Genomic DNA, 18,677 nt, shown 5'->3' on the forward strand with positions numbered 1-18,677 from the left:
AAAAGGAGAAATCCATGGAACTACTTGATCTCAGCCAGGCCCTCGAAAAGGGCCGCGTCTCCCGCGGACCCGTCCTCATCAACAGCAAGCCCGATCTTCGTTCCGGCAGGCGGGACGATTATGTGACGGGTGAATTCTACCTGAAGGGTCAGACCTTCCCCTTCCGGATCTGGGAAAAGAATATTTACGGGATCGTTCTGGAGTACGGCCCCGGCATCTACCTGGCGGAAACGGTGGGATCCGATTTTAACGGCCCCTATCTGACCGTCCGCAGCATTGATCTCTATCCCGGAGATGACCTCACCCGAAATGATTTCATGGGCGGCCTCTCCCGGGAGGAATTGATGGAGAGCCTGGGGGATGTAAAAAGGAAACTGACCGCGGTCGGCGTGACAGAAACCTGCTGGCAGCTGGTCGATTCTGCCCTGGCCCGGCCCGGGCTTGAGGGACGGTTTTTTATTGAGGGGGCAGCCGTGCGGCACCACGACAACGTGGTTGGGGGGCTGGCCCACCACACCGCCAAAATGCTTCGTATCCTTGCCGCCCTGCTTGAAAATAATCCGGAACTTCGTAAGAGCGCTGATTTGTTGACCTTTTCCATTTTCATGCACGACATCGGGAAAATTTTCGAATACAGGGATCTTGACTTGTCGGAATTCTGGTTTGCCAACCACCGCGTCCGGGGCATTGAATTCCTGGCGGAAATCAGGGACGAAATCATCTCGCATTACGACGAGGACTTTTACCGGCAGGTCCAATCCGTCATCGCGGGGCACCACGGACAATATGGTGACCGGCCCACCACGGTTGCCGCTGCCATCGTCCATTACATCGATGTGCTGGAAAGTCAGACAACCGAGCTGTTGCGGGAGCAGCTGAACGCGCCGGGCGGCAAGGTCAGGCATCCCGACTTCGGCTTCCTGCAGGGAATTCCCCTGGACGAAAGCGAATAAAAAGCCGCCCCTCCTGTCGGGCAGGGGCGGCTTATTTGAGCGTATACCTTAACTCTTTTGCCCTTATTCTTTCCCGGTTGCCTGCTCTTCCCCGCCGACCACATCAAGTTCATCGAACACGTCACCGCACTCCGGGCAGAACTTGGGCGGCTTGGTCGGGTCTTCGGGTTCCCAGCCACACTTGTCACAACGGTAGTGCTTGACAACCGGCCGCGGTTTGCCGCAGTTCTCACAGAACTTGCCCGTATTGGTGGTGCCGCACTCGCAGACCCATTCCTCGACTTCCGGCTTGGGTGCGCCGCAGTTGGCGCAGAATTTGCTTGAATTATCGGCCTTGCCGCACTCGGGGCACTTCCAGACCGGGACTTCCGTAACACCAACCGGAACGGTCGCCTGTGCCTGGGCCTGCTGAGCTCCCTGCTGGAAGAGCTGACCTGCCTGCCCGCCACCGGCCATCTGGGCCATGCTCATACCGGCAAAGGCCATGAAAGGACCGGCGCCTTCATTTGAGGCCGCTGCTCTCATGGCATCCGCCTGGGCGCCGACAAGACCGGCCGCCGCCATGGTCGGATCGCGGAAGACCGCGCTCTTCTGGAGCTCCTTGATCATTTGCTCATCTTCTTCCGAAGCCTTGACCGACTGGAGTCCAACAGAAACGACCTTAATCCCGCGCAGGTTGCCCCACTTTTCTGACAGAACCTCGTTCAGGGCCTTGGCGATTTCCTCGGTATGACCGGGCAGCTCACTGTAGCGGATGCCCATGGCGGAAATCTTGGCGAAGGCCGGCTGGAGCGCGTTCATCAGTTCCGCGCGCAACTGTTCATCCATGCGGTCACGCTTGTAAGGCTCCTCAACGTTGCCTGACACGTTGGTATAGAAGAGGAGCGGGTCTTCGATCTTGTAGGAATACTCTCCAAAGGCCTTGATGGAAATGTCGACGTCAAGGCCGATGTTGCGGTCGACCACCCGGAAAGGAACAGCGTTGGCCGTACCGAACTTATTGTTCATCATTTCCTTCATGTTGAAATAGTAGACGCGCTGGTCTTTCCCCGTATCCCCGCCCATGGTAAAACGGTAACCAATCCGCTTGAAGGTCCCCAGGATATTCTTGCCGAGCGGTCCGTAAAATAGAGAAGGCTCCGTTGAAGTATCGTAAATATACTCGCCGGGCTCGGCGCTGAAGTCGACGACTCTGCCCTGTTCGACGATGATCATGCATTGACCGTCATTGACGGCGACGATGGATCCGTTCGAGATGATGTTCTCCTCGCCCTTGACATTGCTGCTTCGCGAAGAGGTCCGTTTCTGCCCTTTTTTAACGATCACGTCGTCGGCCAGGGCATCGCTGTAGAAAAACTCGCGCCACTGGTCGGCCAGTACTCCGCCGATCGCTCCGCCTGCTGCTTTCAGTAAGCCCATTTTTTTCTCCTTTGCATTTCTTATAATTTCGAATATCGATTGTTGAAAGTCCCGGAAAGAACGCCCTGCTGCGTCAATTGGGATCCTCGTTATCTTACCACATGCTGTCTTCTTTCTGCCGGCATCCGGCCTATGCCCGATACACCCGTCAGGACTTACCTTTCATCCTTTTCAAAATGGCCCTGGCCACATGGATGCCGCTTGCACCAGCCTGGGAAAGCCCCCGGGTGATGCCAGCCCCGTCGCCGATGGCAAAAAAGTGCGAAAGGCCCGTTTCGAACTCGCGGGTCAGCTCCAGGCGGGCGCTGTAGAACTTGACCTCGACCCCGTAAAGGAGGGTGTCGGCGTTGGCTGTGCCGGGCGCCAGTTTGTCAAGAACGTCCAGCATTTCCATGATATTGTCCAAATGACGTTTGGGAAGCGCCAAACTCAGGTCGCCGGGTGTCGCCTCCAGCGTCGGACGGACAAAACTCTTTGACATCCTGTGTTCATTGGTCCGCCGACCGTCACGCAAGTCGCCCAGCCGCTGCACCATGACCCCGCCGCCCAGCATGTTGGAAAGTGAGGCAATGTGCTTGCCATAACGGTACGGTTCCTTGAAGGGCTCGGTGAAGCGGTTGCTGACCAAAAGCGCGAAGTTGGTGTTTTCGCTTCGCAGGGCCGGATCATCATAGCTGTGTCCGTTCACGGTGATGATACCGTCGGTGTTTTCGGTCACAACGTAACCGTAGGGATTCATGCAAAAAGTCCGGACAATGTCGTTGTAGCGCCGCGTCATGTATTTCAGCTTGGCTTCATACATGGCATCCGTGATTTCTTTGAAAACCAGGGCGGGCAATTCAACACGGACGCCCAGATCAACCTGATTATTGATCATGGGCAGGTGGAGTGCCCGGCAGACATCGCTGAACCATTCGGCCCCCGACCGGCCCGGTGCTGCAATCAGGATGTCGCAGGCAACACGGCCCTTGGTTGTTTCAAGCTCATAGGAGTCGGGGGTGACCCCGTTCAAATGATCGATGGGCCTGCCATCCTTGATGGGAATTATCTCTTTCACTTCCGTTCGGCATGAGAGCTCAATGTGTGCGTTCAGCCAATCGAAGATCCGCTCCAGAATTTTGCGGTTGTGCTCGGTTCCCAGATGCTTGACCCGGGCATTCAGCAGGTGAATGTCATGGGAAAGGGCGCGGCGGCCGATGGCCTCAGCCTCCGGTGTCGCGGTCGAATAAACCTCATGGGTCGCCCCGAATTGCCTGTTGACGGCATCGACGTCATCGATAAGTTCGAGCACTTTGGCAGGCTCCAGATAATCGGTCAGCCAGCCGCCGAATTCCGTTGTGAAATTGAATTTGCCGTCCGAGAAGGCACCAGCTCCGCCAAAACCCCGCATGATGGCACAGGGTTTGCAATTAATGCACTTGCTGACCTTCTTTTCCAGGATGGGGCACTGGCGGGAAGCAATCGGGTCACCCTGCTCCAGGAGCAGGATATTCAACCGGGGCGCTTTGGTAATAAGCTCATAGGCCGCAAAGATACCCGCAAGACCGGCACCGATAATGGCAACATCTGCTTTTTTCATTTTCTCTCCCAACCTCCTTGCTTTACATGGAGGACCCGTTTATGATATCACGCTTGTGAAGCAAATCAGGACCAAGTATTTTGGCAATCAGAGGAAAGTGAAGGTCAGCCATGGATTTTGACCGGCATGAACGGACACGCTTGCTCTGGCCGCAATCGGCCATCGAAGCATTGGCCGGCAAAACTGTGCTTGTCGCAGGGCTCGGCGGGGTCGGTTCATGGACCGTCGAGGCTCTGGCGCGCGCGGGAACGGGCAGACTGATCCTGGTCGACCCTGATGTCATCTCGCCCTCCAATCTCAACCGTCAGCTCTATGCGCTCGAAAGCACGGTCGGTCAGGCAAAGTGTGACCTGGCGGCCAGGCGAGTCAGGGACATCAACAGAGCCATCGATGTCCTTTGCTTTCGGGAGCGCCTGTTCCCCGGAGCCGCCCGGGGTTTGCGGGACCGCTGCCCGGTTGTTGATTACATCGTCGATGCCATTGATTCTGTCAGCGCCAAAGTCGATCTGATCGCCTCAGCCTGCCATGGCGGCATTCCTCTGATCTCTTCCATGGGCACGGGAAACCGCCGGGATCCCTCCCGCCTCCGGCTGGCTGAACTTTCCGGCATCCAGGGTGACCCCCTGGCACGTCGCGTCCGCCAGGGTCTGAGGAAACACGGCATCGAAAAAGTCAAGGTCCTTTGTTCGGAGGAGCCGCCCGTTAAGATGGACGGGGAGCCTCGCCAGGTCGGCAGTGTTCCTACCGTGGCGCCGGTCGCGGGCTTCCTCATTGCTTCAGAAGTGATCGCCGATCTCGTGCTCCGCGAATCAGCCGGATGAGCGAGAAAATGAGGAAACATCCGGCATTGACAAGAACAATGACGGGCCCTGAAGGCAAGTCAAGGCCATAGGATAAAAAGAGTCCTGCCGCAAAACAGGCAAGCGAGGCAAGTGACGAAACAAGGGTTACTCCCTTGAAACTCCCGCAAAGGCGCATAGCCGACAGGGGAGGAAAAATAATCAGGCTGGCGATCAGGATGGCTCCCATCATCCGCATGCCAAGAACGATCGTGACCGAGGCCAGGATTGCAAGCAGGCCATTCCAGAGCCCGGCCCGGATCCCGGAAGCCCGGGCGAAGTTTTCATCGAAAGTCACAGCAAAAAGCTTGTTGTAGGAAAAAAGAAAAAGAGCAGCGACAACAAGCGAGAGAACAACCGCCATGGTCAGATCGCTTTTTGTCATGGACAAAATGCTGCCGAACATGAAGCCGTATAAATCCGTATTCATCCCCTTTGCCAGCGAAATCGCAACCACTCCCGCCGCCATGCTGGCGGACGAAAGCATGGCAATGGCGGCGTCCCCGCGGACGCGTGCGCTGCTGCTCAAGCGCAGGAGCAAGAAGGCTGCCGCCATGACAACCGGAAGCGAAACCACGAGGGGGGAAGTGGAAAAGGCCATGGCAACCGCCAGGGTGCCAAAAGCGACGTGGGACAGGCCATCACCGATCATGGCATAGCGGGTCAGAACCAGGCTGGTTCCAAGAAGCGAAGCACAGAGCGCGATAAGCGAGCCCCCGACCAGCGCCCGAAGGAGGAAGGAGAATGAGAAGAAATCTGCCATGAAAGCGGTCATGCCTGCCCTCCCCGGCGCTCTCCCTTGCGGCCCGGCAGATAAGAGGCAACCAGTTCACTGTTCATGTATTCATCCGTTGTCCCGAAAAAATGGTGGCCATATCCCAAATGCAAGACATGGGTTGAGTCGCGCGTCACACAGTGGATATCGTGGGAGACCATGACGACGGTCACCCCGCCCTGGTTGAGTTCACGGATCAGGCGGTAGAAATCGTGGGAAACCACCGGGTCAAGGCCCGCGACCGGTTCATCCAGCAGGAGCAATCCCTCGGCTGCCACCAGGGCCCGGGCAAGGAGGACCCGCTGGCGCTGTCCTCCCGACAATTCACGGAAGGAACGCTTTGTCAGGTCTTCCAAGGCCAGGCGCCGCATGACCGAACCCGTGGCTTTCCGGTCTTCCCCTGAATAAAAGGAAATCAGCCTGTGGCGGTTGAGCCGTCCAGACATGACGATTTCCTGCACAGTCGCAGGGAAATCGCGCTGTTCGGGCACCTGTTGCGGCAGATAACCGATCCGGTGGAATCGCAGGGCGTCACCCCGTCCGATGACCCCGGACGAAGGTTCTTTCAAGCCAAGCAGGCCAAGCAGGAGTGTGGTCTTTCCTGATCCGTTTTCGCCGATCACCGCCAGATAATCGCCCTCGTCCAGCGTGAAGGACAAGTCATTGACGACGAGCCGGCGGTCGTAAGCGAAACTGACCCTGTCCAGTGTCAGCAACCGGCTCATTTCGCCAGGCCCCTGCGGAGATTTTCCGCATTCTCTTTCATGAGCGAAAGATAAGTCACCCCTTGCTCAATCTCCTCTCTTGATACGTTATGAGCGGCGTGGAAAAGCAGCTTCTGGGCACCTGTTTCCGAAACCACCAGATCGGCCAGCTTCTGGTCAGAAAACTCCATGTGAAAAATGAAAGGGATTTGTTCCCTTCGCACCTTTTCGATGATGGCCGACACGGTCCGCGGTTTGGGATCCGTCTCTGCCGCGCAGCCGGGAAAAGCTGCCATATAGCCAAGATCGTAGGCTGTTGTGAAATAGATGAGGGGGAAACGGTCCGCCACAATAATCTCGCGGCGTGGCCCGGCCTGGACAATTTCCCTGAAGGTGTGGTCCAGCGCCCGTAACTCATCGCCGAAGCGGCTGACATTGGTCCGGTAATCGGCTGCATGGACAGGATCGATGGCACCAAGGCTTTTTGCGATCCCCTCCGCAATCCGGAGCGCGTTCATGGGATCGGTCCAGATATGCTCATCGTAGTGGTGGATATGAGGACCCGTCTCCTGTTCGGCTTCGCCCTCGAGCACACCTTGGTCCGATTCTTCAATCAAGGTCACATAATCCATCATGCGGACGGTTCTGGCAGGCTCGATCTCCGCTGCTTCCAGCAGTCGGTCCACCCAGGCATCCGAAGGGCCGCCATTGTAAATAAATAAATCGCAATCTTTGATCCGGATCACATCTCTGGGTGACGGTTCGTAGGTATGGCTTTCCGAACCGGGAGGCAGAAGCATGGAAACCTCCACCTGCTCACCGCCCGCCTGGCGCGCGAAATCGAAGGGAGGAAAGATGGTCGCAATGACATCAAGTTTATCTTTTTCCGGCCCCTTGCCATCTGTCCGGGAGCAGCCGGCGGAAAGGAGAAAAGCTGCGAGCAGGGTAAAAAACAAAACGGGCAACCACGGATGACGGTTTTTCCTGGCCACGGCCATGACCCTCCCCCCTTTACGACCTGCTGGATGAAAAAGGTTCCGGATCTAGAATACCATCATGGCTGACCGGTACAAGAGCAGCTCGTTCGTGATGGCAAAAGCGCAAAAAATCCCCGCCGTTGCCAGGCGGGAAGCCGCCAGACCCAAAGGCAGTGGATCTGCCCGCCGTTCAACCAGCCTGAAAACGTAGTGGAGCACGATGTCGGCTGCCAGCCAGCCAGTGGGGATCAGGAAGACTTCCCACCGCGTTCCCTGACGTTCCAGTATGGCCAGGGCATAATAGCGGGCAGCCACATTTTCCGGCATCAGGAAAAAGAGCGGGAGGGCCGTGAGGAAGGGGGCCAGCGCAAAAAACCAGTAGATAACGTAAATGGTGTCTTTTTTCATGGTTTCACCGCGCACATGGCGACAAAGACACCGTCGCCGTGACCTTCCCGGACTTCCTGGGCAACATTTTCAAAAGTGAAAACCGTTTGCCGGATTTTTACAAGTTCAAAGCCTGCCCTGTCCAGCTCGGTCAGCATTTCTTTTGTGCCCCTGAAATAAGCGTTCTTATAAAAGGGATCCTGATCACGCTCCTCTTCATAGACAGCTCCCAGGGGGGCGTCAATATCGACATGGCCCAGAATCAAATGGCCGTGCGGGGAAAGCACACGGTGGCATTCATTCAAGACCGGAGACAGCTCCTCAAGATAACAGTCGACTGTGATCATGAATACAGCGTCAAAGCTTTCGTTTTCGAAGGGCAGGGCTTCCGCGAAACCCTCGACCACTTCAATGCCCCGTGCCCGCGCGTATGCTGCCATGCCCGAAGACGGCTCGAGGCCCAGCTTGACACCCAGGGCCTGTGCAAAACGCCCTGTCCCGACACCCACCTCGAGGGCATCTTCGAAAGGTGGTGTCACCTGGCGGACAGCTTCAATCTCAGCTGCCAGAATCAGTGGATTATTCTCATACCAGGCGTCGTATTCGCCGGCTCTTTCATTGAAAAGTCCCGTGCTGTCCATTGATTTCACCTTAATGTGCCAGAAGGCCCGGATACCGCGATGCCAGCCGGTGGAGCGTGGCCAGCGCCGACAGGATTTGTTCCTCCGTGTGCTCGCTTGTCATGCAGAAGCGCAGCCGGGCCTGTCCTCTGGCAACGGCCGGGAAGACGGCCGGCGGAACGATAATTCCTTCATCCTCCAGCTGTTTTGACAGCATGAATGCAATCTCGTCCGAGCCGATCATGATGGGCGTGACGGCTGTTTCCTCCGCCAGACAGGTATCAAAGCCATAGCGGTGGGCCTCATCGAGGAAAATTTTGATATTGCGGCGCAGACGGTCGACCCGGCTCGAATCACGCTCCATGATTTCGATCCCTTTTAAAACAGCGGCCGCGAGCGGCGGGCTGATTCCAACGGAGAAGACAAAGCCGGGAAGATTGTAGCGGAGGTATTCGATCAAATTGCGGCTTCCCGCCAAATAACCTCCGCAGGTTCCAAAACCTTTTGAAAGTGTTCCCATGTGAATGTCAATATCTTTGGGATCAATCCCGAAATGTTCATCGACGCCACGTCCTGTCTTTCCCAGCACCAGCATGGAATGGGCCTCATCAACCATGAGAAAACAGTCATAGGTTTTTTTGATCCGTACGAATTCGGGCACGGGGGCGACATCTCCATCCATGCTGTAAGCGCCTTCGATAACAATCAGGACTTTTTCGTAGCGGTCGCGCCGGTTCTTCAGGAGCTGCTCAAGAGCCTGGAAGTCATTGTGCGGGAAGGGGCGGGCGTCTGCCTGCGCCATCCGGATGCCCTCCGTAATGGAGTTATGGCTCAAAACATCATAGAGAATCAGATCCCGTTCACCGCAAAAATTGCCGACAAAGGTGACATTGGTTGAATGTCCGCCGACCAGGACAAGGGCATCTTCTGTTCCCTTCCAGGCAGCCAAGGCCTTTTCGAGATCCTGATGAACTGTCTTTTCCCCGGCAATCAGGCGGCTGCCGCTTGCCGACGTACCGTACTGTTTCACCGCTTCAATGGCTGCCTGGTTGACCTCGGGGTCACCGGAAAGACCAACGTAGTTGTAGGAGGCAAAATTCAGCATCTTGCGGCCGCCGATATAGGATACATCCCGCAAGGATGAATCCTGCGCAATGAAGTAGGGATTGCCGAACATCTCAAGAGCCGCCGTCAGCGAATCACGCCTCTCGGCGAAAGCTTTGTATTCGGGTGTTTCCTCAAAAGTCTTAATCCGCGTCACCTGGCGGTCAGGCTCGGAGGTATCGGCGGCGCGCCCATCGGCAAATTCACCGTGGATGCGACGGAATACCAGCGCCGCGATGTCGTTGACCGTCAAGTCGCGGTCGAAAAGGCGTTCATCGATGGCCAGTCCAAATTCCACTTCTGCGTGGGTAAGCAATGAAATACTTTGCAGGCTGTCACCGCCCAAATCCTGTGAAAAGTAGGAGGAAGGCTCAACCTGGTCGAAAGGCAGGTCCAGCAGCTCCGCGATCAGTGACTGGACGGTCTTTCTCACCTCAAAAAAGGCGGGATCAGCCGCGATCTCAGGCGTGCAGTAAGACGAGGCGCGGATCTCCGTTTCTGACGGCGCTACAGCTTCTGCTGCCTTTTTCCTGGCTGCAAGCGGGTACTCGGTCAGGGGCCAATCACCGCTGGCTACAGCTTCAGCGACAGGGCCCCGCCTGACTTTGGCAGAAGCGGAAAGATCGAGCGGTTTTTTCGATACGAAGAACCGTTCGATCTGCTGGTCGAGCGGCATGGTGAGGTTGATTTCCGCAACGGCTTCCGCCAAGACCTCCGGATCAGCTCCTTCAACCGGTTCAACCAGCATGGCAATTCTGTCATAGAGGCCCTCCGGAAGTCCAAAAATGACGTATTTTTGCAAGCCGGGAACGGTCGCAAAAGCCCCCTCCAGTTCATCGGGGTAGAGATTTTCTCCGCTGGCTTTCAGGATAATATCTTTAACCCGGCCGTCCAGGAAAATCCGGTCACCGCAGAAGCGGCCGATATCACCTGTGTGAAACCACTCCTTCCGGTCCCGGGCATGGAAGATGCCTCCCCGCAGCGTGCCGCAAAAGACAACGTTGGAACGGACTGTCAATTCGCCGCGTTCGCAGGGATCATCCCTGTCCCTCTGCTCGTCGCCTAGCGGAACCATCCTCAGCGAATCGTCAAAGAGTGGTGCCCCGACGTTTCCATCCAGCCGGTCTGCCAGCACCTCGGTATTGACAACGGAATAGATGCCGATCTCTGTCATCCCGTATCCATTGACCAGGTAATAGCCAAGGCCATTCAGTATCCGCAGCGTCTCCGGCAGGATGTAGCCGCCGCCTGAGACGGCAATGTAAAGCTCATTTCCCACAAGCTGCTCTCGGATCATCTGCAGCATGCCCGCAACCGGCATGGGCAGATCCACCCCTGCTTCCTGGTAGGACAGCGACAGTTCGATCATTTTGTCAAAATCTTCGGGTGATGTGCCACTCATCTCAACAAAGCGTTTTTTTACCAGTTGAGCGACCCCATTCCAGACAGCGGGAATGGCAACAAACTGAGTGACCCTGCTCTCCTTGCAGGCCTGGACAATGGCTTCAGGTGATGGTTTCGCCGGAATCACCATGGTGTTGCCAAAGACCTGCGGGAAGAGGAAGCAGACAATGAAGCCGAAGACGTGGTGCCAGGGAATAAAGGCAACCGCCTTTTCCTTGACCCCTTCCCGGGCAAAGCGGTCGGTTGACGCAAGCAGTTTTTTCAGGATGCCATACTGCTCGGTGATCCCGATATCATCGTGGACGTAGCAGCGCGAGATGCCGGTCGTCCCGCTTGTGCACAGGCAGATGTGTCCGCCCCAGCCGTCAAGTTCAGAAGCCGGTGCAGCCAGTTCATTTTTGCCGCCCCGGGCATAGCGCTGGCGTACACCGGCATCGCGCCAGTCGGGCATCAAGGCCAGGGCCGGGATGACGGGATAGGGCGTCGTCCGCTCAGCTGCCTCGTCAGCGATGAGTGCAATGATACCTGTTTCAGCCGCCAGTGTGTCAGTCAATGGATCCGATGCTCTGACATCGATCAGGACAACCGGGTGGCCCGAGGCCATGGCTGCCCAGTAGCAGATGCCGAATCCGGGGCCGTTTTGCATCTGGATGCCCACCCAACCCCGCCGGCCCGGATCGTCTTTGTCCAGGGATCGCTCTTTTTCCTCGATCGCCTTTTGCATGCCGCCGGAGCGGAAATAGTCGGTCATCCGTTTGGCAGTCTCATCGATCAGGCCCAGGTATTCATCGTAGGAAATCTCCATCAGGCCATTCGAAGTATGAATTTCAAAGGCCGTTCCCTGGCCGAGGCGCTCCACCAAGCGGAAGAGTCCCCTGTATCCCGGCACTTCTTCTAATTGCTCAAGATATTCAAAAAATTTCATGCAATCCTCCCTGATAAAGGATCGTGTGGAACAGGCACCCGAAAAGGAGGGCCGTCTCCTCATCATCCCCTCAAAGTAAAGCATAGTATGTCACTTAAATGTGAGCAAGTTATAAATAAGAGGATTGTCAGCGTCCTGTCGTTCTGGCCAATTATGAGTCCTCACAGGGCTGGTTTACTGCAACTATAGCCAATTCTTTTCCGATGGTTTCGTCCGGCGTGCTAGACTGTTGGATAGCAGTTTAGGAAAGCGAGACGGAACCGCCTTTTTAAATGAATACTTCTTGCCACTCAGTCGAGAGCTACCCGGTCAAGTTCCAGGACTGCGACCCCTCTGGTCGTATCCACCTGCACCGCCTGATGGATTACGCGCAAGACTGTGACGACCGCAACTGCCGCCTCCTTGGTGTCGACGGCAAATCCCTTCTCAAGCACAAGGCCTGCTGGATCATGGTGGGATACGCCATCCGTCTCATCGCCGGCCTGCCCGGATCCGATGAGATCCTGGTAGTCGACAGCTGGTCGAGAGGGCTTGATGGCATCCGCTTCTATCGCGAGAACAACTATTATCTGGGAAAGCAGGCTGAAGCCAATCTGATTGGGATGGCGACATCGGAATGGATCCTGGCAAGCACGGACCGGCACAGGCCGCTGCGCCCGGCTGCCATCCTCGATCCGGACGAATTCAATGCCCTGAGCGACCCCCGGGTTGCCAACCTGGAAATAATCGAACGGCTCAGCCCACCCGCGAATCCCCCCGCCACTTCCTGCTGCCTTGATTACCGCATCGGTCTGGGCGACCTGGACTTGAACATTCATCTGCACAACACGCACTACGCGCGGCTTGCCGTCGATGCCGCAGCCAGACTGGTCAAACTGGATCCCCGGCGCCAGTATCTTCAAATCAGTTCCTTTCACATCCAGTACAATGCGGAAGTCCATTATAACGACCGCTTGATCGTTACTTCCGGATTCGATCCCTGTGATCCGTCCCTGATCCACATTGCGGGCAGACTCGAAGACGGGGCGGCATCCTCCTTCCTTGCAAGAATGACTTATCGGCTAAACAGTCTCAGCCCTCCCGGTATATGAGGTCCCTATGAATGTCCTGATCATCGAAACCATCATCGATTTGCCTTGGTGCCATTCCCTCAAGGATAAGCGCCGGGTCCGCCAGAGCCTGATTGACCGCCTGGAAAAGCGCCACCGTCTGTCGGTCAAGGAAATTGATTGCCAGGATATGTGGAAGACGCTTTGCCTGGGGATGGCAGCCGTTGTCCTGAGCGAGGGGGGCGGCCGAACGCTGGAGCAATCGATCCGCACCACCATCGAGGAACACAGCAACGGCGACATCCAAGACTGGAAAGTCGATCTTCTCTAGGCTTCATTCTTTGTTACAATGAAGGCGTATTTCCGGTAAGTCTGTCAGTTGACGTATGTGACAGCTAATCCCGGATTCATCTGGCAACTTGTATTCGGAGGTGTTTATGTCTCAGTCAACCGGAAAACTGGATTATAAGAAGACTGCCTTTCTTGGCTTTGGCTTCCTGGCAAGTTCTCTCGCCTGGAGCATCTACAACAGTCTGGTTCCTGTACTTTTGGAAGAGCGTTTCCTGCTTTCCACGACGGTTATCGGGACTATCATGACCATTGACAACATTTTCGGCATCATTTTCCAACCTCTGGTTGGCGCATACAGTGACCGCACCTTCACCCGGTTTGGACGGCGGATGCCCTGGATCATGATAGGCATCCCCCTCTCGGCCATTTTCTTTGCACTCGTTCCCTGGTCAACCAGCCTGGGTCTGTTCATGGGATTTCTCATCTGCTTCAACTTGATCATGTCCCTGTGGCGGTCACCTGTCATTGCCCTCATGCCTGACTTGACTCCTCGGCCCCTGCGAAGCAAGGCGAACGGCATCATCAACCTGATGGGCGGCATTGGCAGCATCATCGCCTTCCTCGTCGGAGGCATTCTGGCGAAAATCGACAGCAGTGGCCGCCTGTCTTTCGGGATGGGTTCCATCGTCATGGTCCTGGCACTGATCTGTCTTTTACTCTTCATCCGTGAGCCTTTGGGCGAAGCGTGGGCAAGGGCACAACGTGAGACCGTTGGCCGCAGGCTGACAGCCAAAGAATTTGCAAGGACACTCGAAACCGAAGAAGAATCCGAGGACATCAAGGAAAAAGGAGGGGCGGGCCATAAACTGACCGCCGGTGAAAAGCGAAGCCTGATTTTGATCCTGGCTGCGATATTTTTCTGGTTCTGCGCCTACAACGCCATCGAGACTTTCTTTACCCTGTACGCGGTCAACGTCTTGAAAGTTGGGGCAGGCACGGCAACTACCATGCTGACGTCCTTCTCACTGACTTTCGTAGCTTTCGCCCTCCCCGCGGGCCTGATCGCCGGGAAGCGGGGCCGCAAGCGGACCATCGTGACGGGGCTGATTCTCTTGATTGCCTTCATGCTCCCCATGATCTTTATCAATCCGATTCTGTCTGCCTTCGGCGTTGACATCGCAAACACGTCAACCCTCATGATCAAGCAGATTGTTGTCATTGCCCTGCTGGCTTCCGCCGGTTTCGGCTGGGCCTGTGTCAACATCAACTCCCTGCCTATGGTGGTTGAGCTGGCCTCGGTTGACAAGATTGGGCGCTTCACCGGTTATTACTACTTTTTCTCCTTTGGGGCTTCGATTTTCAGCCCCATCCTGTGGGGAGCCATCCGCGACCTGACCAAAGATTACAACACGCTCTTTATCTACGCAGTCATTTGCTTCATGCTGGCACTCGCCTCCATGCTCTTCGTCAAGCACGGCGAAGTCCATCAACACACCAAAGAAGTGATGGAGGAGGCTACACTCGACCTCGACTAGAAAGCGGGTGCCGAAACAGCCTGAGAACAGCCGTAAGCGCCGGACAAGAGAGCACTCGTCCGGCGCTTTGCAAAGGGGATATTCGATGGTAACAAAAATTTTTGCCCACCGGGGTGTCCGGAAATACCATGCCGAGAACACCATGACAGCTTTCCGGGCTGCGGAAGCCATGGGGCTGGACGGCATTGAGCTTGATGTCCAGCGGACGGCAGATGGTCAGCTGATCATCTGCCACGATGAGAATCTTGCAAGACTGTCAGGAGAAGACCTCTGGGTCAAGGATCTGACATTCGAAGAGCTGTCCGCCCTGAACATTGCCCGCTACAGGCCCGATTCCCCGCTCGAATGTGCACCCTCGCTTGATGAGTTTCTGGCCTGGTTCAAAACGACCTCCATGACTGCCAATCTGGAGCTCAAGAATACCATTGTCCCCTATGAAGGCATGGAAAAAGAGGTCCTCGGGCTGGTTGACAGCTACGGCCTTCGTGACCGTGTCATCATCTCATCCTTCAGCCTGGACAGTGTGGCGATCTTTAAAAGGCTGGCGCCCGACATGGATGTGGGTTTCCTCTACCAGAAATTTCTGCCCTCTGTTGTGGGTAAAGCATTGATGCATGGCCTGGATGCCATTCATCCCTTCTTTGCCAATCAGCTTTGGCCCTGGCTTACACGTCAGGCGCACGGGCGGGGATTGAAGGTTCGTATCTGGACGGTCAACCACCCATGGTTTATCCGCAATGCTCTTTGGCGGAGAGTTGAGGTCATTATGACGGATGAGCCTGAACTGGCCCTCAGGCTTCGCGGTAGTCGGGAAAGACTGTAGACCCTGTTTAATTCAGGGCAGGGATCGGTATTTTGTCTTAACCTCCTGGAATCCCGCGCTTTTCACGGCTCAAATCATTCGATCGATTTGCTGACTTATGTCCTTGACTTCTACGGCTGCAAAGGGGGACGGGATCAGTCTGTCGGCAAGGCGTCGGGTACGGATGGCAGCTGGTCCGGCTGCGCCGTCAGGGGAGGTCAGATGAATAAAATAACCAGGCTGCAGGAAGAAGCGGGCTGTGTTTGATTCACAGAGCAGAAGACCCCCGGCACCCACGGATGCGAACAAATCTTCCAAAAGGCCCGGAGACCTCTCCCGGATGCCTTTTTCAGAAGCAAGAAGCCGGATCACGCGCTGGCATCCCGCCTCGAAAAGCGATCGGACCGGATCTTCTGCTGATTCAGGGTTTTCTTCGAAGACAGCTGTTTTTTCTTCCTGACCAAGCGTTTCAATTTTCAGCCATGCCGCCGTCCGGCCCTGTTTGGTAAAAAACCGGGCCAGCAAAACACACAAGCTTGTCTGATCCAGATTCCGATGATCTGAGCCAATCAGGACCATGCGCCAATAAGAGGGAATGGCGGTTGGCATCACGTGGACTGAAAGACTCCCGGTCTTCCGTTCGACCAGGCGGAGTTTCGATCCGAAAAAACGGGCCTGGCCCGTCAGCGAAGCCAGGGTCAGCCGGCATACGTCGCTGACTGCCCCGACAAACGGATCGCCAGGCAAACTGTTCATCTTTTCTCCCTTTGCAACCAAAGAGCTCAACCGGGCACCGTCTGAAAAGAGCAGGCCCAGACTGCCGGCGTATGGATCGACCAGGCCCGTCAGCAGACACTCACGGTCCTCGTAAGCCAGTATCATGGGAATCCCCTGAACCCGGCTTGCCTCCTCCAGCTGGAGATGATCCCTCATGTCGGTGGAACAGTCAACCAGAAGATCCGTCTCTTCAGGAAACAGATATGCGCGGGGATCATAGCCTGAGACCTGGATCAAGCGGAGATCCGCCTCCCGGCCGGTTGAACGGACGGCACGGATCATGGCGTCCCGGGAATCAGCAGACAAGCCCTCTGTTGAAGATAAAAAAACAAAGGCGCCGACACCGGCCCCTGCCAACTGTTCCACGACACTTGCCGCCAGCTCATTCTGCCCTGCGATCAGGACCTGCCGTCCCTTGACAATATCCTTTTCCGGCAACTCAGTCACATGGTTCAATATAGCATGCTCCGGTCACATCTCAGCCTCGCCACACGGGACTGCCTGCCGGGCAAAAAAAGATCTGCTCCCCACCCCTCAGGGGTTTCGGCAGAACAGGTTTCCCGGTCAAGTCCCTTTCCATAAAGGGATCAAGAGAAATTATTAATTATTATTCAATATCGGTTACAGCGGCACCCTCCACCGGGTCCTCCCCGAACATGTTCCCGCCGATCCCCTCATCGTCCGTATTGGTGCTGGAAAGCAAAGTTGCAGTTGGTTCGGCCTCTTCATCGGTTTTTTGTGCCCAAACGCCACCGACCGCAATCACCAGTAAGAGAAGGACTATGGAAATCAGTATAAGAACCCGTTTCATTTCTTTTTCGACCTACCGAATATTTTTCAATTTTGCTAATATATATTCAAGTTATATTAGTGTCTTCTTCAATGGTATTACTAATATCTGGGCAAATATTACTCAAATAATCAATTTGATAATAGCCTGTACTTTTATACCACAGTCCAACTTTTTGTGCAAGTGCCAGCGGTACTGTCACAGATTATGAAAAGGGTGTGCTTTCCGCCTCCCACCCGTGAGATTAATTGACCGAAACAGGAACTCTTCTGAAAACAGTTTATAATTATTGTCGAAACAGGTCGAGATATCGTGTAACAGCTAACGGGGGGAAATCAGCAGCCATGGCCGGAACGCGTAATTCCTTCTTTTGCGAAATCCGCGATCTCAACGAGCGGGGCCAGGGCGTCGGTATCATCAGGGAAGGCGGTTCACCTTCCACCTCGCTTGAAGGGATGATCTGCTTTGTCGACGGGGCCCTGCCCGGTGAAAAGGTGACAGGCATTTTGACCAAAAGGAGCCGCCACTATCTGGTGCTGGATCTGGACCGGATTATTCAAACAAGCGATGACCGCATTGAGAGTGATTGTGAATACTTTCCCGCCTGCGGCAGCTGCAGGCTCCGTCACCTAAGTTACCAGGCTGAGCTTGCTTACAAAGAAAAGCGGGTGCGTGACCTGCTCAGCCGACAGGGGCCAATAGACGCCGGTTCTTCTGTGTTCAGACCGATCCTCGGTATGGAGGATCCCTTCCACTACCGGGGAAAGAGCATCTTCCCCGTGGGCCGGTCAGCCAATGACAAAAACAGTCTCACGATCGGGCAATACCGGTTCGGTTCACATGATCTTGTGGATCTGTGCCATTGCAAAATTCAAAGCCAGCCGGCACTCTCTCTGGTAAACCGTATAAGAGAACTCGCATCCGGCGGCACAATCACGCCCTATGACGAAGGGACGCACCAGGGCACACTCCGTCATCTGCTTATCCGGACGGCCTTTTCTTCCAGGCAGGTCATGCTGGTCTTTGTCGTCAATGACCAGGAGGCGGACGTGATGTTTTTTTCCTGGCTTCCTGAACTCAGAGAGTCAGTTGAACTACAAGGGTTCACACTTCACAGTGTCTGGATCAATGACATGAAAGAAAAAGGCAACCGGGTCCTGTCCTCCCATTACCGGCATGCAGAGGGCAGTCGAACGATTGAGGAAACCATCCGGGGCGTCACTTACATGATCTCCCCCGACAGCTTCTTCCAAGTGAATCCGAAGCAGGCAGCTGTCTTATTTGAAGAGGTCATCAAGGCCGCCAAGCTCATCCCCGGTCAACGCCTCCTTGACCTTTATTGCGGGGTTGGCGCACTGAGCCTCCAGTTCGCGGCTGCCATGAGAGACCAGGCACCGCCCCTTGAAGTGACTGGTATTGACCAGGTTAAACAGGCAGTCATGGACGCAAGGAATAATGCGGGGATCAACGGACTTGACAGTCTCACCTTTATTGAAGCCGATGCGACCCGGTGGTTGAAGGACTATTCGGACAATGGATCCAACCCTCCCTTTGATGCCCTGGTGGCTGACCCGCCGAGGAAGGGACTTGAACCGCAGGCCATTGAAGTCATTAAGCGGTCAGGAACACCCCGCATTGTCTATATCAGTTGCAATCCGGCCACACTGGCCCGGGATCTGGCGCTTCTCAGTGAAGTTTACCGGGTGGAGTCCGTACAGCCGGTTGACATGTTCCCCAGGACGGCACA

At 55.5% G+C, this 18,677-nt stretch carries 17 protein-coding genes; 7 read left to right on the forward strand and 10 right to left on the reverse strand.

The window, feature by feature from the left end; translation table 11 throughout:
• Positions 1–14 precede the first annotated feature (14 nt).
• Entirely contained in the window at positions 15–953 is a 939-nt protein-coding gene (locus GX839_06630) for an HD domain-containing protein (GenBank protein NLB05132.1), read from the forward strand.
• 63 nt (positions 954–1,016) lie between these two features.
• Here the strand turns inward: GX839_06630 and GX839_06635 are convergent, their stop codons facing one another.
• Positions 1,017–2,372 (reverse strand): SPFH domain-containing protein, encoded by a 1,356-nt coding sequence (locus GX839_06635; GenBank protein ID NLB05133.1) that lies wholly within the window; start codon positions 2,370–2,372, stop codon positions 1,017–1,019.
• Between the two features lie 148 nt (positions 2,373–2,520).
• Complete coding sequence (locus GX839_06640; GenBank protein NLB05134.1) at positions 2,521–3,951, reverse strand: NAD(P)/FAD-dependent oxidoreductase; 1,431 nt, start codon at positions 3,949–3,951, stop codon at positions 2,521–2,523.
• Between the two features lie 110 nt (positions 3,952–4,061).
• Between GX839_06640 and GX839_06645 the strand changes: the two genes are divergently transcribed.
• A complete protein-coding gene (locus GX839_06645; protein ID NLB05135.1) occupies positions 4,062–4,772 on the forward strand; it encodes a tRNA threonylcarbamoyladenosine dehydratase in 711 nt (236 codons plus the stop codon).
• Here the strand turns inward: GX839_06645 and GX839_06650 are convergent.
• From GX839_06650 to GX839_06675, 6 genes are read right to left on the reverse strand one after another with little or no spacing between them, the layout of a single operon-like run.
• Positions 4,720–5,565: a metal ABC transporter permease gene (locus GX839_06650; protein ID NLB05136.1), complete on the reverse strand. Its 846-nt coding sequence runs from the start codon at positions 5,563–5,565 to the stop codon at positions 4,720–4,722. The two genes, GX839_06645 and GX839_06650, sit on opposite strands and share 53 nt — an antisense overlap.
• Complete coding sequence (locus GX839_06655) at positions 5,562–6,290, reverse strand: metal ABC transporter ATP-binding protein (GenBank protein ID NLB05137.1); 729 nt, start codon at positions 6,288–6,290, stop codon at positions 5,562–5,564. Before GX839_06655 ends, GX839_06650 begins: the two co-directional genes overlap by 4 nt.
• Positions 6,287–7,261: a zinc ABC transporter substrate-binding protein gene (locus tag GX839_06660; GenBank protein ID NLB05138.1), complete on the reverse strand. Its 975-nt coding sequence runs from the start codon at positions 7,259–7,261 to the stop codon at positions 6,287–6,289. The genes GX839_06655 and GX839_06660 overlap by 4 nt, the downstream gene beginning before the upstream one ends.
• A gap of 51 nt (positions 7,262–7,312) precedes the next feature.
• The gene (locus tag GX839_06665; GenBank protein NLB05139.1) at positions 7,313–7,654 is read right to left on the reverse strand and encodes a hypothetical protein; all 342 of its coding nucleotides are present in this window, start codon (positions 7,652–7,654) and stop codon (positions 7,313–7,315) included.
• On the reverse strand, positions 7,651–8,274 hold the full coding sequence (locus GX839_06670) for a methyltransferase domain-containing protein (protein ID NLB05140.1): 624 nt from the start codon (positions 8,272–8,274) through the stop codon (positions 7,651–7,653). Before GX839_06670 ends, GX839_06665 begins: the two co-directional genes overlap by 4 nt.
• A 10-nt stretch (positions 8,275–8,284) precedes the next feature.
• A complete protein-coding gene (locus GX839_06675) occupies positions 8,285–11,686 on the reverse strand; it encodes an aminotransferase class I/II-fold pyridoxal phosphate-dependent enzyme (GenBank protein NLB05141.1) in 3,402 nt (1,133 codons plus the stop codon).
• A 272-nt stretch (positions 11,687–11,958) separates the two neighbouring features.
• On the opposite strand from GX839_06675, the gene GX839_06680 reads away from it, so the two are divergent.
• From GX839_06680 to GX839_06695, 4 genes are all read left to right on the forward strand, one after another.
• On the forward strand, positions 11,959–12,777 hold the full coding sequence (locus tag GX839_06680; GenBank protein NLB05142.1) for a hypothetical protein: 819 nt from the start codon (positions 11,959–11,961) through the stop codon (positions 12,775–12,777).
• Between the two features lie 7 nt (positions 12,778–12,784).
• The gene (locus tag GX839_06685) at positions 12,785–13,066 is read left to right on the forward strand and encodes a DUF503 domain-containing protein (GenBank protein ID NLB05143.1); all 282 of its coding nucleotides are present in this window, start codon (positions 12,785–12,787) and stop codon (positions 13,064–13,066) included.
• 106 nt (positions 13,067–13,172) lie between these two features.
• On the forward strand, positions 13,173–14,561 hold the full coding sequence (locus tag GX839_06690; protein ID NLB05144.1) for an SLC45 family MFS transporter: 1,389 nt from the start codon (positions 13,173–13,175) through the stop codon (positions 14,559–14,561).
• Positions 14,562–14,646: 85 nt separating this feature from the next.
• Positions 14,647–15,384, forward strand: coding sequence for a glycerophosphodiester phosphodiesterase (locus GX839_06695; protein ID NLB05145.1), 738 nt, complete (start codon positions 14,647–14,649; stop codon positions 15,382–15,384).
• A 69-nt stretch (positions 15,385–15,453) separates the two neighbouring features.
• On the opposite strand, the gene GX839_06700 is transcribed toward GX839_06695, so the two are convergent.
• Both GX839_06700 and GX839_06705 read right to left on the reverse strand, forming a co-directional pair.
• Positions 15,454–16,596 (reverse strand): hypothetical protein, encoded by a 1,143-nt coding sequence (locus GX839_06700; protein NLB05146.1) that lies wholly within the window; start codon positions 16,594–16,596, stop codon positions 15,454–15,456.
• A 151-nt stretch (positions 16,597–16,747) separates the two neighbouring features.
• Positions 16,748–16,951 (reverse strand): hypothetical protein, encoded by a 204-nt coding sequence (locus GX839_06705; protein ID NLB05147.1) that lies wholly within the window; start codon positions 16,949–16,951, stop codon positions 16,748–16,750.
• A gap of 323 nt (positions 16,952–17,274) precedes the next feature.
• Between GX839_06705 and rlmD the strand changes: the two genes are divergently transcribed.
• Positions 17,275–18,677: 23S rRNA (uracil(1939)-C(5))-methyltransferase RlmD (rlmD, locus tag GX839_06710; GenBank protein ID NLB05148.1), on the forward strand; the 1,403-nt coding region annotated here is incomplete at its 3' end.

It is taken from the genome of Fastidiosipila sp. (genome assembly GCA_012511175.1).
Taxonomy (GTDB): domain Bacteria; phylum Bacillota; class Clostridia; order Saccharofermentanales; family DTU023; genus UBA4923.